Here is a 15,075-nt window from a genome sequence, read left to right on the forward strand (position 1 = left end):
GCGGCGGAGCCGCACATGTCACAGCCCCGCGCCCCTACGGGGCGCTTCACCTCACGTCAGTAGTGAAGCGAGCCTGCGCCAGCCCTCCCTCGGGAGGCGGGTCATGTCGTCCTCGACCAGTTGGAGGGCCACGTGGTCGGCGCCCGCGGCGTGGAAGGCGTCGACGCGGGCGCGGATCGTGGACTCGTCGCCCCAGGCGAAGACGGCGTCGATGAGGCGGTCGCTGCCGCCGCCGGTGACGTCGGCTTCGGTGAAGCCGAGGTTGAGGAAGTTCTTGGTGTAGTTCGGCAGCTGCAGGTACATGGCGAGGTAGGCGCGGGCCGTCGCGCGGGCGCGGGCCGGGTCGGAGTCGAGTACGACCTTGAACTCCGGGGCCAGCAGCGGGCCCTCGCCGAGGCGCTCGCGGGCCTGCGCCGTGTGCTCGGGGGTGACCAGGTAGGGGATCGCACCGGCCGCCCGGTCCCGGGACAGCTCCAGCATCCTGGGGCCGAGCGCCGCCAGCAGCCGGTGGCCGGCCCGCATGCCCGCCTTGTCCAGGTCGTCGAGATAGCCGACCATCGTCGAGTACGGGCGGCTGTACCCCTCGACCCGCGGGCCGTGGCTCACGCCGAGGCCGAGCACGAAGCGGCCGGGGTGGGACACCTCCAGCTCGGCGAAGCCCGCCGCCGCCGAGGACGCCTCGTGCTCCCAGATGCTCTGGATGCTGGTGCCGACGACGATCCGCGAGGTCGCCTCGATCAGCGGGGCGGCGTCCCGGGCCGCGGTGTTGCCGCCCAGCCACAGGGCACCGTAGCCGAGCTGCTCCAACTCGGCGGCGGCCTGGGCGCGTTCCGCGTCGCCCGACGGGTCCTCCCCGGAGCGCAGTTGCACGCTCCAGACGCCGTACCGTCCGACCGATTCCTTCAGAGAAGCCGTCGCGTCGTTCATCGGTTGCGATCCCTCCGGTGGGCACCGTGATCATCCTGCGTACCTGCCTGCCAACCACGGGTACCCACCGGTGATTCCCCGAGCGCGCCGTCCGGGGCCGTTCGGGCTACTCGCCCAGGAACCGCTCCAGCGCCTCCACCACGAGCCGGTGGTCCTCGACCTGCGGCAGCCCGGACACGGTCACCGAGCCGATCACACCGATGTCGGCCACGGTGATCGGGAACGAGCCGCCGTGCGCCGCGTACGTGTCGGCGTCGAGCCGCGAGGACTCCTCGAACGTCGTGCCCTTGGCCCGGAAGCGGGAGCCGACCAGGTACGACGCGGAGCCGTACCGCTCCACCACCCGGCGCTTGCGGGCGATCCAGGCGTCGTTGTCGGGGGTCGAACCGGGCAGGGCCGCGTGGAAGAGCTGCTGGCCGGCGCGGTGGATGTCGACGGCCACCGGTGCCCGGCGCTCCCGGGCCAGCTCGACCAGGAGGGAGCCGAGCGCCCACGCGTCGTCGTTCGTGAACCGGCGGAAGACCAGGCGGCGTTCCTGGGCCTCCAGTTCCTCCACGGTCGGGACGGCTGTGTCGGGGGACGGGCTCACAGCGAGACCACCATTCCGTCGCGGGCGGACCGGCGGGCCGCCTCCAGTACCTCCAGGGCGGCGGCCGCCTCCCGGGCGCCGACCGGGTTCGGGCCGCCGTCCAGCAGGGCCTTCGCCACCGCCGCGTAGTAGGCGGGGTAGTCGCCCGCCACGGTCGCCTCCACGTGTCCGCCGCCGGTGAGCGGGGACTCCCCGGCGCCCACGCGGCCCCACAGCGACTCGTCCTCCTCGCCCCAGCCGGGGCCCGGCCGCTTGCCCTCGCGCAGCGCCGCCTCCTGCGGGTCGAGGCCGTGCTTGACGTAGCCGGCCTTCGAGCCCAGGACGCGGAAACGGGGGCCGAGCTGGGCGGCGGTGGAGGAGGCGTAGAGGTGGGAGCGGACGCCGCTCGCGTGCGTGATCGCGATGAACGTGTCGTCGTCCGCCTCCGCGCCCGCGCGCCGGACGACCGACTCGGCGTACACCTGCGTGGCCGGGCCGAAGAGGACGAGCGCCTGGTCCACGACGTGGCTGCCGAGGTCGTACAGGAGACCTCCGATCTCTGCCGGGTCGCCGGACTCGCGCCAGCCGCCCTTCGGCTTCGGCCGCCAGCGCTCGAAGCGCGACTCGAACCGCCATACGTCGCCCAGCGCGTCCTCGGCCAGCAGCTTGCGGAGGGTGAGGAAGTCGTTGTCCCAGCGGCGGTTCTGGAAGACGGAGAGCAGCAGGCCGCGCTCCTCCGCCAGCGTCGCCAGCTCGCGCGCCTCGGCCGCCGTGCCCGCGACCGGCTTGTCCACCACGACCGGCAGACCCGCCTTCAGGGCCGTCGTCGCGAGCGGTACGTGCGTCTTGTTCGGGGAGGCGATGACGACCAGGTCCAGCTCGGCGGCCCGCTCGAACAACTCGTCCGGAGCGGCGACGGTCCGCACGTCCGGGAACTCGGCGCGGGCCTGCCGCTGCCGGTCGGGGTTCGAGGTGACCACCGTGTCCAGGGCCAGGCCCTCGGTGGCTGCGATCAGCGGGGCGTGGAACACGGAGCCCGCGAGGCCGTAGCCGACGAGGCCGACGCGCAGGGGGCTGCCGGGAGGAGTACCAGTCATGCCTCCCACTTTCGCAACGCTGTTGCCAAAGTGCAAGCGCCGGGGACAATGGAGGCGTGAACAGGGCGAACGATGGGGTCGGCGGGAACGGCGGCTACGGCGCGTACGGCGGCAGTGCGGGTGCGGGTGCGGGTGCGGGTGCCGGGTCGGGTGCGGGTGCCGGGTCGGGTGGGGGGGCCGGGTCGGGCACGGGTACGGGCGTGGGCCTCGCGGTGGGTGGCGCCAACCTCGCGGTGGGCGGCGCCAACCTGCTCGCCCTGCGCAGCCACAACACCGCTCTGGTGCTCGACCTGCTGCGCACCGCCGGTGCCGAGGGCATCAGCCGGCTGGAGCTCGCCGAGCGGACCGGGCTCACCCCGCAGGCGGTCAGCAAGATCACCGCCCGGCTCCGGGAGGACGGCCTCGCCGCCGAGGCCGGACGCCGGGCGTCCACGGGCGGCAAGCCGCGCACGGTACTGCGCCTGGTGCCGGAGGCGGGCCATGCGCTCGGCGTGCACCTGGACCGGGACGAGCTGCGGGCGGTGCTGGTCGACCTCGACGGTGCCGTGGTGGGGGAGCGGCGCTCCCCGCTGGATCTGGGGGCGGGCGCGGAGGCCGTGGTGGAGGCGGTGGCGGGGGTGGCCCGGGAGCTGGTCGCCGACACGCTGAACCCGCCGGCAGGGGCCCTCGCCGCCGCGCCCACCCTCCTCGGCCTGGGCGTCGCCCTCCCGGGCCCGCTCGACCACATCCGGGGCGTGCTGCACCGGGTCACGGGGTTTCCGGAGTGGGACGGGTTCCCGTTGCGGGACGCGCTGGCGCGGCGGCTCGGCGTGCCGGTCGTCGTCGACAAGGACACCAACGCGGCGGCGCTGGGCCTCTCGGTCGGTCTTGCGGCCGGCGGTGAGGGGGAGGGTGGCGGTGAGTGGGGCGGTGCGGGTGGCCGCGACGGTGGCGGTGAAGGCGGTCGCGACGGTGAGGGCGGTCGTAAGGGTGACGGTGAGGGTGGCGGCTTGGGCGGTCGCGGAGGCGACGGTGTGGGTGGTCGTGAGGGTGGCGGCGGCGGTCGCGAGGGTGGCGGTGTGGGCGGCGAAGAGGGTGGCGAGGAGAGCGGTGGCGCGGGTGGCGGCGCGGGCGTCGGCGCGGGCGGCTCCTTCGCCTACCTGCACCTCGGTACGGGACTCGGCGCCGGCCTCGTCTTCGGTGGCGGCGTGCACCGGGGCGCCCGGACCGGCGCCGGGGAGTTCGGGCACCAGGTCATCCAGTTGGACGGGCCGCCCTGCACCTGCGGCGCTCGCGGCTGCATAGAGGCCCTGTGCCTCGGTGCCGTGGCCCGCGGCGACCTCGCGGAGGCGGCCAGGGTGCTGGGCGCGGGCGCCGCGAACCTCGTCGGGCTGCTCGACATCGACCTGGTCCTGCTGGGTGGCCGTACCGTCGCCGCCGCGCCCGAGGCCTTCGTCCACGGGGTCGGCGCCGTCCTCGACGCCCGCGCCCGGCGAGAGGGCGGACGCGACGGCGCCGTACCGGTGCGGATCGCGCCCGGCGGGACGCGCGGAGTCGCGGAGGGCGCGGCCCAGCTGCTGCTCGCGCCGCTGTTCGGGCGCGGCGACGCCTGACGGGGCCCGGCCGACATCCCGGTGCCGGGCGAGTCCCCCCCGTGCCGGGCGAGCCCCCGTGCCGGGCGAGCCCCCGGTGCCGGGCGAGCCCCCCGTGCCGGGCGAGCCCCCCGTGCCGGGCGGGCTCCGTGCCGGGCGGGCCCCGTGCGGGCCTGCGCCGCCGCTCAGCGGCCCACCGCGCACGCGTCCCCGTTGAGCATGAACCGCGGTGGTGGTGACGCGTCACCGGTGTGGTCGGCGAGATAGCCGAGCGTCACGCTCGCGCCCGGCGCGATGGCGGCGTTGTGCGAGGCGCTGCCCGCCGAGATCGTGTTGCTGCCCTGCGTCAGTTCCGTGTTCCAGTCGGATACGACCGTCTGCCCGAGGGCCAGCGGGAACTCGAGCGTCCAGCCGTTCACCGGGGCGTCGCCGGTGTTGGTGACGGTGAGGTCGACCGTCGTACCGGTGCCCCAGGCCGTGACCGTACGGTCCACCCGGCAGGTGGGTTCCTCGCGCGTGAACGACACGCGGTGCAGGCCGCCGGGCAGGTCGTTCACGACGTAGAACTCCCCGTCGACCGTCGTGCCGATCGACGTCACCTGGGTCGGCATCTCCCCGATCTCGGCCTGCTCGTAGCCGCCCCGGCCGTCGGGGCGCAGCGCCCACACGGTGGACGAGCAGTAGTCGGTGGCGATGTAGGTGCCGCCGACCAGGTCGGCGTACCGCTCGCCCCGGTAGACGTGGCCGCCGATCACCGAGCAGCCGCCGGTGTAGGGGGAGTAGGTGAAGACCGGCTCGGTGTACTCCTCGCCCGGCGCGCAGTCTCCGCCGGTGAACTTCTCCAGCCCTTCGTAGCAGGACCAGCCCAGGTTGAGTCCGCCCTGTCCGGCGGCGAGGTGGTCGATCTCCTCCCAGCGGCCCTGGCCGACGTCGCCGATCCACAGCGAGCCGTCGGCGCGGTCGAAGGAGAACCGCCAGGGGTTGCGCAGCCCGTACTGCCAGATCTCCGCGCGGGCGCCCTCGGTGCCGACGAAGGGGTTGTCGGCGGGGACGCAGTAGGCGAGCGGGGCGCAGGCGCGGCTCACGTCGACGCGCATGATCTTGCCCAGCAGGGTGTCCAGCCGCTGCCCGGCGTCGAAGGGGTCACCGGAGCCGCCGCCGTCGCCGATGCTCCAGTACAGGTTGCCGTCGGGGCCGAACGCGAGCTGGCCGCCGTTGTGGTTGCTGTACTCGGCGTGCTCCTGGGAGAGCAGGGGCTCCAGGCGGGACTCGTCGAGCCGGTAGCGGGCCAGGGTGACCGCGCCGTCGGGGAGTGCCGTGTACGCCAGGTACAGGTCCCGGCTGTCGGCGAAGTCGGGCGGGAGGGCGATGCCGAGCAGGCCGCGCTCGTTGCCCGACTCGTCCACGGCCGGGGTGATGTCGAGCAGCGGGGGCCCGGCCAGGCCGGTGTCCGGGTGGTAGACGCGGACGGTGCCGCGCTTCTCGGTGACGAACAGGCGGTCCGTGCCGTCGTCGGGGGCGGCGAGGGCGGTGGGCCGTCTCAGACCGGAGGCGACCTGAGTGGCGGTGGCGCTGAGCGAGGGGAGGGGGACGGGGGGCGCCTCTGCCGGTGCCTCTGCCGGTGCCGGTGTGGCTGTGGCTGTGGCCGTGGTCGTGGCCACGGCGGGCGCGGGGGTCAGCGTGGTCAGCAGGACGGCCGGCAGCAGCGCCGTGGCGAGGGTGCTCAGGACGAGCGTCAAGCGACGCCGCACGCGATGGGCATGTATATGACAATCCATAGGACCTTCTCGTCCCTCTTCCGTAGGCGTCGGACGTCGGGCGTCGAACGTCGAACGTCGAACGTCGAACGTCGAACGTCGGACGTCGGACGTCGGACGTCGGACGTCGGACGTCGAACGTCGGACGTCGGGCGTCGGACGTCGGTGGCGTGGGAGCGCTCCCGTGGCGCTCCCGAACCCAGGCTGCGGCCCCCGAAGCGGAGCGGCAACGCGTGATTGCGCCACTTTCACGCCGTGTGGCGCGAACAGTGCGGTGCCGGCGGCGGCCGGCCGCCGATCGAGTGGTCCCCGTCCTCCGTCCGGGCGGCATGGCCCGAATGGCGGTGCCCGCATCCGCGATCCATCGGCACGCTCATGTGTTTATGCGACTGTTCACGCCCGCGTCCCCCTGCCTGGTGGCGGCAGCCGCCCTCCTCGCCGCCTCCGCCTCCGCGTCCGCCGTCCTCGCCCCCGCCACCCCCGCGCACGCGGACCCCCGGGCCCCGCTGCCCGCCTGTACGGCCCCGGACGACCACACCTTCCCCCTCACCACCCGCATCCACGGCGGCCCCGCCGGCTACGAGGCCGGCGGCGGCTACGGCACCTGGTACCTGGACCTCACCAACACCACCTCCCGCGGCTGCGAGGGCATCCACCCTGTCGTCGTCCTCGTCGACGAGGATCGGGCTCTGGAGCCGTCGCAGCCCCGCCTGGAGTTCTACGACGGCTCCCGGCCGCGTCCCGTCGCCTTCGAGGCGACCGACCGGGACGAGCTGATCGGCGCGTTCGGCGAGGACGCCGCCGACGAGGATTCCGGATTTCCCGGTTTCACCGTCGGCCCCGGCAAGACCCTCACCGTCAAGGTGCGGCTCGCGTTCACCTCGGACACCGCCCCGGGTGAGGTCACCGCCAATGCGGCCGTCGTCCAGCGCCGCGGCGGGGACGGCGAGTGGATCGGCCAGTCGAACGACTACCGCTTCCGTGTCGGCGCCGGTGAGCAGGCCGCCGCGCAGGGCACCGACCCCGCGGCCCCGTCCGGCTCCGCCGACCCCGCCGCCCCCTCCGTCGCCGCCACCCCGGACGACCAGGGCACCGGCATCCCGTTCGCCGACGAACTCGCCGGCACCGGACTGGGCCGGGTGGACGCGGCACTGGGCGCCACCGCCCTGCTCGTCGCCGCCGGCGCCGCGGCCGTACTGCTGGCCCGCAGGCGCCGCTGAGACGCACCGGGCCGGGACGCCGGCGCGGGTACCGGGCGCCCCTCCCCGGGGTCCCGGTGCCCCTGCCGTCCAACGCCGCTCCCACCACCCCCGCGCTCCCCGCCACCCCCATCAGCGGCCATCCCTCCGCGGACTACCCGAACGAGCCGCGTGCCGAAGTACTACGCGGTCGAGGAGAAGGAGCTCACCTCCTGCATCGACGCCTGGAAGTCGGCCACCGGCGACCGAGCCGCCCCGCACGGCCCGTGTCCGCCGCCGCTGCACCGCGGGCGAGAACTGGTACCGGGTGATCGACGGGGTCCGTCCGGCGCAGTCCTGATTAGGCTGTGGGGCGCCGGTACGCCGTGGTTCCGGCGCCCCCGCCCTCGCCCCACCGCACGCCAGGAGTTCGTTGCACATGGCAGACCGCAAGCCCATCGAGTCGTGGCTCACCGACATGGACGGCGTTCTCATCCACGAGGGCGTGCCGATCCCCGGCGCCGACGCCTTCATCAAGAGGCTCCGCGAGTCCGGCAAGCCCTTCCTGGTCCTCACCAACAACTCGATCTACACCCCGCGCGATCTGCACGCCCGGCTGCGCCGCATGGGCCTGGAGGTGCCGATCGAGTCCATCTGGACCTCGGCGCTGGCCACCGCCCAGTTCCTCCAGGACCAGCGGCCCGGCGGCTCGGCGTACGTCATCGGCGAGGCCGGCCTGACCACCGCCCTGCACGACATCGGCTACATCCTCACCGACCACGACCCCGACTACGTCGTCCTCGGCGAGACCCGCACGTACTCCTTCGAGGCCATGACGAAGGCGGTACGGCTGATCAACGCCGGCGCCCGGTTCATCTGCACCAACCCCGACGAGACCGGCCCCTCCACCGAGGGCCCGCTCCCGGCGACCGGGGCGGTGGCCGCGCTGATCACCAAGGCGACCGGCAAGCAGCCGTACTTCGCCGGCAAGCCCAACCCGCTGATGATGCGCACCGGGCTCAACGCGATCGGCGCCCACTCCGAGAGCAGCGCGATGATCGGCGACCGCATGGACACCGACGTGCTGGCCGGCATGGAGGCCGGGATGCAGACCTTCCTCGTCCTCACCGGCCTGACCCGGCCCGAGCAGGTCGAGAACTTTCCCTACCGCCCGTCCAAGGTGGTCGACTCGATCGCCGACCTGGTCGAACGGGTCTGAGGCCCGTGGAGCGGCGGTAAACCCGCCCGCCGCCGCTGTAACCCGTTCGGAGCAGCCGGGCCCCCGCGCAGGATGCGGGGGCCCGTCCAGCGGGGGAGTCTCCAGGTAACTGGAGGTGCACGATGGGCTCACTGAAAGTCACTCTCTGTGCCGGAGCCGCGGTGGCCGCGGCCCTCGCACCGATCGCGGCGCTCGCACCGGCCGCGTACGCGGTGGACGGCGCAGGCGTCTCGGTGTCACCGTCCACACCCGCGCCCGGCGGCGACGTCGAGCTCCGCGTGGCGGACTGCACCGAGAAAACGGCCCTCGCCGTGTCGGCGGCCTTCGCCTCTGACGTACGGCTCACCCTGGCCGCGAAGGACGGCGTCCTCGTCGGGGCCGGCACGGTCCGCTCCACCGTGGAGGCCGGCGCGTACGCCGTACAGGTCAAGTGCGGCGACGACGCCCGCAAGGGCACTGTCACCGTCGCCGACCGGCGCCGCCCGGCCGCCCCCGCCTCTCCCGTCGCACCCGTCGACGCGGGCGGCGGCGGCACCGCGCCGCTGGCCGCCGCCGACGCCCGGGAGGCCCGCCCCGAGCCTCCCGGCACGGCGCACACCGTGACCGGCCTGGTGCTCGCGGGCATCGCCGCCGTCGCCGTCGCGCTGCGCGGTGTCCGCAGCCGGAGCCGCGGGACGGAATGACCATGTCCGAACAGGACCAGCGACGCACCGTCGGCTCCGGCCGCTTGGTGACCGGCATCGCCTGGACGGTGCTGCTGCTCGGGCTGTGGCTGTGGGGCCGCGAGGCCACCGGCGTCCGCGAGGGCATATCCGTGCCGGCCACCGGCGACATGGCGGCGGCCGGCCGACCGCCTGACGTACCGCTGCCGCCCGCCCACGAGCCCCTCGGCGACGCCCTGCCGCAGCGCCTGGACATCCCCGAACTCGACATCCGGGCCCCGGTCCTCACCAGCGGCCTCGACACCAAGGGCGCCATCGAACCACCGCCCTTCGACCGCCCCGGCTCCGTCGGCTGGTACGCGGACGGCGTGACGCCGGGAGCGGCCGGGACCGCGCTCATGGTCGGCCACGTCGACACCGAGACCCGGCCCGCCGTCTTCTACGAGGTCAGCACCCTGGAACCCGGAGAGACGATCCGTGTGGTCCGCGAGGACGCCGGGGTGGCCGAGTTCACCGTCGACGACGTCCAGGTCCTCACCCGCGACGGCTTCGACGCCCAGCAGGCCTACGGGCCGCACAGCACGGGCCGCGCCGAACTCCGCCTGATCACCTGCGGCGGCACCTTCGACCGCGCCACCAGCAGCTACACGGCCAACGTGGTCGTATCGGCGTACCTCACGGGTACCGGCTCCTAGGGACCTCCGGGCCAGTATCCGGGAACCTCGTGGGTGCCACAGGCGTATGTCAGGATTGAGCCTTGGAACAGTGCACCCAGGGGGGTTGGATGTACGGCAGCAGGGGGGCCGGAAACTTGTCCACGAGGCGAGCGTCCGCAGTGGTGCTGGGGGCGGCGCTGCTGCTCGCGGGCTGCTCCTCGTCCGGTGACGGCGAGGGCAAGGACAAGAACGCGGGCGCCGGGATAACCCAGCAGCCCAAGGAGGCCGACCCGTTCTGGGTCAATCCGGACGGCAACGCGGCCCAGCAGCTGACGGCCTTGCAGAAGTCCGACAAGAAGGACCAGGCCGAGCAGATCCGCAAGATCGCCCAGCAGCCGACCGGCGAGTGGATCAGCCCGGAGAACCCCGAGGAGCAGGCCCGGGGCTTCACCGAGGCCGCCGGCGAGGCCGGCCGCACCGCGCTCCTCGTCCTCTACAACATCCCGCACCGCGACTGCGGCCAGTACTCGGGCGGCGGCGCCGCCGACGGCGACGCCTACCGCGACTTCATCGACGGCGTCGCCAAGGGCATCGGCGACCGCTCCGCCACGGTCGTCCTGGAGCCGGACGCGGTGCTCCACCTGGTGGACGGCTGCACCCCGGAGCAGTTCCACGAGGAGCGCTACGACCTCCTCAAGGGCGCCATCGCCAAGCTCACCGCGCTGGAGAACACCAAGGTCTACCTGGACGCGGGCAACGCCGGCTGGGGCCACCCCGACCAGATCTTCGAGCCGCTGAAGTGGGCGGGCATCGACCAGGCCGACGGCTTCTCGGTCAACGTCTCGAACTTCTACACCACCGAGGACTCCATCGCCTACGGCAAGCAGCTCTCGGCCAAGGTCGGCGGCAAGCACTTCGTCATCGACACCAGCCGCAACGGCAACGGCCCCTACACCGGGGGCGACCCGGGCGAACGCTGGTGCAACCCGCCGGGCCGGGCCCTCGGCGAGACCCCGACCACGAAGACCGCCGACCCCCTGGTCGACGCCTACCTGTGGGTCAAGCGCCCGGGGGAGTCGGACGGCGAGTGCAAGGGCGGCCCGAAGGCCGGCGAGTGGTGGCCGGAGTACGCCCTGAAGCTGGCGCAAGGATAGGAAACTTAGGGGCGCGGGGGCTGCGCGACAAGCCGCAGCGCTCCCGCGCCCCTGGTCACCACCTGCGGGAGCGCTACGGCACGTGCACCCACTCCGCCTTGGAAGGCGTGCCCTCCCCGTCAGTCACGAACATCATGTACCACCCCGACTGAACCAGGTTCTTGTTCTCGGGAACCGTCACCGTCAACTGGTCCCCGTCGGCCTTGAAGTCCAGCGCGATCGACCGCTGGTCGACATCCGTGACATGCGTCGACGCGCTCGGCCGGATCAGCCGCACCTTCTTGACCGACTCCGCCGCCCGGGACGTGAACGCCCCCGACTCACCACGCTCGATGGTCTGCGGGCCCCCGGAGAGGTCCGGCCGGGAATCCCGGTACAGGTACGGCGGCGTGTAGATCTCGATGCGCTGCTCGAACTTGCCCGGCTTGGTGTTGGCCTTGTCGGCGTAGAGCGAGTCCGACCCGAAGAACATCATGCGGCCGTCGGGCAGCAGGATCGAACCGGAGTGGTAGTTCCTGCCGACCAGCGGATCGGCGACCCGCTCGAACTCGTTGGTGTCCGGGTGGTACAGCCGTGCCTGGAGGATGTTGGAGTCGCTGCGGCCCCGGTAGTCCTGCGAACCGCCGGAGACCAGCACGCTGTCGTCCGGCAGGATCGAGGCCTGCGGATAGCGCGTGCCCTTGTCCAGTGACGGCCCGTCCGTGAACTTCGGGCCGTCCGCCTCAAGGTCGACGATCCGGGTCTTCTCGCTGGACAGCTTGGACTCGCCGACGCCGCCGCCGCCGATCACCATGTACTTCTCGTCCTGCGCGGGCGGCAGCAGCACCGAGTTGGCGGTCTCCAGCATGTCGGCGTCGCTCAGGCCGGGGACCTTGGTGAACTTGTTGGTCTCCACGTCCCAGATGCCCGGATCGCGGCCCACGTCGTCGGGGCCGTAGCCGGCGTTCGCGCCCGAGTAGAAGACCTTGCCGTTCTGCATCAGGAACAGCGCCGGGTACGTCGGGAACTGGCGGACCTGCTCGGTGTAGGTCCACTCCTTGGTCTCCGGGTCGTAGATCTCGTTCTTGCCCGGGACCAGCTGGCCGATGTCGTCGAGGCCGGAGACGCTGAGGATCTTGCCGTCGCTCAGGGTGGTGAGCGTCGGATACCAGCGGGCCTCGTGCATCGGGTCGACCTTGATGTACTTCTCGGCGACCGGGTCGAACTCGAAGGCGTCCCGGATGCCCTGGAAGTCCTTCTTGTCGAGGGCGAGCTTCTGCGCGATGCCGTACGTGTTCTGCGCGTCCGCGCCCGACAGGCCATGGACGCGGTAGTTGTCCTGGGTGCCCGTCTCGTACTGCCGGCCGCTCTTCTGCGCCTCGACGTAGATCCGGCCGATGCCCGGGTCGTTGCGCAGGAACTCGCCGGTCGCCTTGTCGAAGACCTTCTCGGCGCGGGGCACCAGCACCGGGTCCTTGGAGACGAAGGTCTTCTTGTTCTCCTTGCCGGTGAACCTGGTGCCCGCCGGCAGGGTGAGCGGCTTGTCCGGGTTCTCGTTGTGGACGATCATCAGGCCGCCGGCCTTGGTGACGTCGCCCTTGAGCTTCTCGTACCGCTTGGTGCCGCCGGCGATCAGCAGGTTGCCGTTGGCGAGCTGGGTGTGGCCGGTGCAGAACAGGTCGGTGGGCGTCGGCACCTTCTTGATGGTCCCCTTGACCGGGTCCCAGATACGGGTGTCGAACCGCTTCGCGTCGAAGTTGTCCTGGTTGTTGCCCGACCCCGCGACGAGCAGCACCTTACCGGTGCGCAGCAGCGCCGCGTGGATGGTGTTCTGCCGGTACTTCTCGGGAAACTCGATGATCTCCCATTTGCCGTTGGCGGCCTTGTACTCCGGCTCGTTGATCTTGTACTGGTGGTATTTCTCGGTTCCGAAGCGGTAGAGCCACGGCCCGTTCATCCCGGCCAGCGCGACTACCACCGCCGTACCTATCGCGAAGCGACGGGCGCGGCGGCGGCCGGCACGGTCCTTCATTCCTTACGTCCCCCAAGTCCACCAAGGGCGATCTGCATGGTCTGGTCGTTGCCTCCGTCGGAGGCCGCCCAGCTGGGCTTCTGCTGCGGCGCGTGCGGCGCGTACTGCGCGTGCGGCGCGTGCGGTGCGTGCGGCGCGTAGGCCGGCGCGGGTGCCGCGTCCGCGGGCGCCGGCTGCTGCGACGGGACCCGCGTGTCGGGTTCCGCCGCCACGGCGGGCGGTTGCTTCTTCGCCTTCCGCAGTTCGTGGCGCCAGGAGAACATCGGCGACGCGGTGATCAGCAGCGCGAACGTCGCCCAGATGATCATCGCGGGGTGCGCGTGACCGTAGACGAAGCCGGCGGCGATCGAGCCGCCGAAGATCAGGATGAAGTACCAGTGGTACCGGAAGGTCCCGAAGAGGGTGTCCGGGCTGGCCGAGTCGCCCTTGGGCGTGACCACGAACTTGCTCTTGCGGCGCAGTACGGAGTCGATGAGCGCCTTCGCGTAGAGCGGCGCCGACAGCGCGGACATGACCATGCCCGCCACACCGCCGGAGCCCTCCGGCTCGTGCGGCGAGACGTTGTGGCGGCGGTTCCAGACGTACAGGCCGATCTGGAGGGCGGAGGCGTTGCCGTAGAGCATCAGCCAGACCGCCGGGTCGATGTTGACACCCGAGGCGCCCAGGCCCAGGAACAGGCAGCAGCTCAGCGCCGCCAGGATCCAGTTCAGGGCCGACATCGGGTAGAAGATGATCATCATCGTGTAGTTGAAGAGCTTGCTCGGCGGGAGCGAGTACCAGCCCTTCCAGTACTGCTTGAGGATCGTCTCGTACGTCCCTCGCGACCAGCGCATCTGCTGGGTGAAGAAGTCCGTCCAGGCGTTCGGGCCCTCGCCGACCGCGAGCACGTCCGGGGTGTAGACCGAGCGCCACTTGCGGCCGGTGGCCGGGTTCTTGTGTCGGTGGATCTCGAAGCCGGTCGCCATGTCCTCGGTGATCGAGTCGTACAGGCCGCCGATCTGCTTCAGGGCGCTGATGCGCACCGCGTTGGAGGTGCCCACGAACATCGGCGAGCCGTACCGGTTGCCCGCGCGCTGGATCAGCGCGTGGAAGAGGAACTGCTGCGACTCGGCGGCCTTGGTGATCGGGTTGTCGTAGTTGCCGTAGACCTGCGGGCCGATGACGAAGCCGACGTCCGGGTCGCGGAAGAAGCCGAGCATCCGCTCCAGGTAGTTGGGCAGCGGCACGTGGTCGGTGTCGACCGAGGCGAAGAAGTCGTAGTCGCCGCCGTGCGCGTCCAGCCAGGCGTTGTAGTTGCCGTGCTTGGTCTTGGCGCGGTGCGGGCCCTTGGGCATGTTCCACTTCGCGACGCCCTTGCGGGAGAAGTGGTGCACGCCGAGGCGCTCGCAGACCGCCTTGACCTCGGGGTCGTCGCCCTCGTCGAGGAGCCAGACGTGCATCAGACCGCGGTGGCGGATCTTCACGGCCGCCTCCAGGGTCTTCGTCACCATCTCCAGCGGCTCCTTGCCGGGCACGAAGGAGGTGAGGAAGGCGACCCGGGTGCCGGTCTCGGGCACCACCGGGATCGGGTCGCGGGCGACCAGGGTGGCGTGCGCGTTCGACAGCACGTTCAGGCAGCGGAACAGCTCGATCAGGCCGATCGAGACGAGCATCACGATGTCGAGCGCGGGCAGCCAGTCGAAGGCCGCGTAGTCGCGCTCGGTCCAGTGCGTGGGCTGGAGCAGCCAGACCAGCAGCACCACCGACAGCAGCGGGGCGGCGGCCAGCATCAGGGAGACCCGGATGCGGTGCGGCTCCTGCGATATCAGCGAGCGGTACTGGACCTTGTACGGCTTGTGCGGGTCGGGCTGGGTGAGGGGGCCCGCGAGCCGGCTGTAGTGCTCGTAGTCGTACCTCGGCAGGGTCTTCTGTATCCGGCGGAACGAGCCGGTGTTCCAGGTCCGATGCGCGGGCACCCTGAGCTGGGTGGTCTGGGACGGGTCGTGGTCCTGCCCGGCGCCCGTCGGCGTCGACGTCATGAGTCATCCCCCCACACGCGGGTCACGCGTGTTTGGTCGCTTCCATCGTCCGCTCCGGTCCCCCTCGACCTTCACGCACGTAACAGTGGTGGGTAGCTGTCACCACGGCATCCACACCTTATATAGACATGGAATGGCGACCCCCGGTTGCATGATGCCCCCCTCGGCATCCCCTCGGCATCCGGCCCCCCCCAACCGGACCAGGGTTCTACGGCGTTCGCCATGATCGCAAGATGTCCGGAGGCCGGGCACACCGA

12 protein-coding genes are annotated in these 15,075 nt (G+C 72.0%); 6 read left to right on the forward strand and 6 right to left on the reverse strand.

Going from position 1 to position 15,075, the window contains the following annotated elements; genetic code table 11:
• Window positions 1-51: 51 nt before the first annotated feature.
• From ACIQ1J_RS24480 to ACIQ1J_RS24490, 3 genes are all read right to left on the reverse strand, one after another.
• Window positions 52-927 (reverse strand): LLM class F420-dependent oxidoreductase, encoded by an 876-nt coding sequence (locus tag ACIQ1J_RS24480; RefSeq protein WP_403559995.1) that lies wholly within the window; start codon window positions 925-927, stop codon window positions 52-54.
• A 106-nt stretch (window positions 928-1,033) separates the two neighbouring features.
• Window positions 1,034-1,516, reverse strand: a complete 483-nt coding sequence (locus ACIQ1J_RS24485; RefSeq protein ID WP_403559997.1) for a heme-degrading domain-containing protein — start codon at window positions 1,514-1,516, stop codon at window positions 1,034-1,036.
• Complete coding sequence (locus ACIQ1J_RS24490) at window positions 1,513-2,592, reverse strand: Gfo/Idh/MocA family oxidoreductase (RefSeq protein ID WP_403559999.1); 1,080 nt, start codon at window positions 2,590-2,592, stop codon at window positions 1,513-1,515. The genes ACIQ1J_RS24485 and ACIQ1J_RS24490 overlap by 4 nt, the downstream gene beginning before the upstream one ends.
• Before the next feature lie 200 nt (window positions 2,593-2,792).
• Here ACIQ1J_RS24490 and ACIQ1J_RS24495 point away from each other — a divergent pair, with 200 nt between their 5' ends.
• Entirely contained in the window at window positions 2,793-4,184 is a 1,392-nt protein-coding gene (locus tag ACIQ1J_RS24495; RefSeq protein ID WP_403560234.1) for an ROK family protein, read from the forward strand.
• Between the two features lie 164 nt (window positions 4,185-4,348).
• On the opposite strand, the gene ACIQ1J_RS24500 is transcribed toward ACIQ1J_RS24495, so the two are convergent.
• Window positions 4,349-5,902, reverse strand: a complete 1,554-nt coding sequence (locus ACIQ1J_RS24500; RefSeq protein WP_403560001.1) for a PQQ-dependent sugar dehydrogenase — start codon at window positions 5,900-5,902, stop codon at window positions 4,349-4,351.
• Between the two features lie 401 nt (window positions 5,903-6,303).
• Between ACIQ1J_RS24500 and ACIQ1J_RS24505 the strand changes: the two genes are divergently transcribed.
• The 5 genes from ACIQ1J_RS24505 (at window position 6,304) to ACIQ1J_RS24525 (ending at window position 10,789) form a co-directional block, all read left to right on the forward strand.
• On the forward strand, window positions 6,304-7,140 hold the full coding sequence (locus ACIQ1J_RS24505) for a hypothetical protein (RefSeq protein ID WP_403560003.1): 837 nt from the start codon (window positions 6,304-6,306) through the stop codon (window positions 7,138-7,140).
• Window positions 7,141-7,537: 397 nt separating this feature from the next.
• Window positions 7,538-8,317, forward strand: coding sequence for an HAD-IIA family hydrolase (locus ACIQ1J_RS24510; RefSeq protein ID WP_210960654.1), 780 nt, complete (start codon window positions 7,538-7,540; stop codon window positions 8,315-8,317).
• A gap of 122 nt (window positions 8,318-8,439) precedes the next feature.
• Window positions 8,440-9,000: a hypothetical protein gene (locus ACIQ1J_RS24515; protein ID WP_403560006.1), complete on the forward strand. Its 561-nt coding sequence runs from the start codon at window positions 8,440-8,442 to the stop codon at window positions 8,998-9,000.
• Window positions 9,001-9,002: 2 nt separating this feature from the next.
• Entirely contained in the window at window positions 9,003-9,674 is a 672-nt protein-coding gene (locus ACIQ1J_RS24520) for a class F sortase (RefSeq protein WP_403560008.1), read from the forward strand.
• 89 nt (window positions 9,675-9,763) lie between these two features.
• Window positions 9,764-10,789 carry a glycoside hydrolase family 6 protein gene (locus ACIQ1J_RS24525; RefSeq protein ID WP_403560010.1) on the forward strand — a complete coding sequence of 342 codons (1,026 nt, stop codon included), beginning with the start codon at window positions 9,764-9,766 and terminating at the stop codon, window positions 10,787-10,789.
• 73 nt (window positions 10,790-10,862) lie between these two features.
• Here the strand turns inward: ACIQ1J_RS24525 and ACIQ1J_RS24530 are convergent, their stop codons facing one another.
• A complete protein-coding gene (locus ACIQ1J_RS24530) occupies window positions 10,863-12,800 on the reverse strand; it encodes a galactose oxidase-like domain-containing protein (protein WP_403560012.1) in 1,938 nt (645 codons plus the stop codon).
• Window positions 12,797-14,818: a glycosyltransferase family 2 protein gene (locus tag ACIQ1J_RS24535; protein ID WP_403560014.1), complete on the reverse strand. Its 2,022-nt coding sequence runs from the start codon at window positions 14,816-14,818 to the stop codon at window positions 12,797-12,799. The genes ACIQ1J_RS24530 and ACIQ1J_RS24535 overlap by 4 nt, the downstream gene beginning before the upstream one ends.
• Between the last annotated feature and the right edge of the window lie 257 nt (window positions 14,819-15,075).

It is taken from the genome of Streptomyces sp. NPDC097107 (assembly GCF_044762405.1).
Lineage (GTDB): Bacteria > Actinomycetota > Actinomycetes > Streptomycetales > Streptomycetaceae > Streptomyces > Streptomyces thinghirensis.

Coding starts and splice junctions, on each gene's coding strand:
- ACIQ1J_RS24525 (WP_403560010.1), top strand. CDS start 9,764: ATGTACGGCAGCAGGGGGGCCGGAAACTTGTCCACGAGGCGAGCGTCC.
- ACIQ1J_RS24510 (WP_210960654.1), top strand. CDS start 7,538: ATGGCAGACCGCAAGCCCATCGAGTCGTGGCTCACCGACATGGACGGC.
- ACIQ1J_RS24530 (WP_403560012.1), bottom strand. CDS start 12,800: ATGAAGGACCGTGCCGGCCGCCGCCGCGCCCGTCGCTTCGCGATAGGT.
- ACIQ1J_RS24490 (WP_403559999.1), bottom strand. CDS start 2,592: ATGACTGGTACTCCTCCCGGCAGCCCCCTGCGCGTCGGCCTCGTCGGC.
- ACIQ1J_RS24520 (WP_403560008.1), top strand. CDS start 9,003: ATGTCCGAACAGGACCAGCGACGCACCGTCGGCTCCGGCCGCTTGGTG.
- ACIQ1J_RS24515 (WP_403560006.1), top strand. CDS start 8,440: ATGGGCTCACTGAAAGTCACTCTCTGTGCCGGAGCCGCGGTGGCCGCG.
- ACIQ1J_RS24480 (WP_403559995.1), bottom strand. CDS start 927: ATGAACGACGCGACGGCTTCTCTGAAGGAATCGGTCGGACGGTACGGC.
- ACIQ1J_RS24535 (WP_403560014.1), bottom strand. CDS start 14,818: ATGACGTCGACGCCGACGGGCGCCGGGCAGGACCACGACCCGTCCCAG.
- ACIQ1J_RS24505 (WP_403560003.1), top strand. CDS start 6,304: ATGCGACTGTTCACGCCCGCGTCCCCCTGCCTGGTGGCGGCAGCCGCC.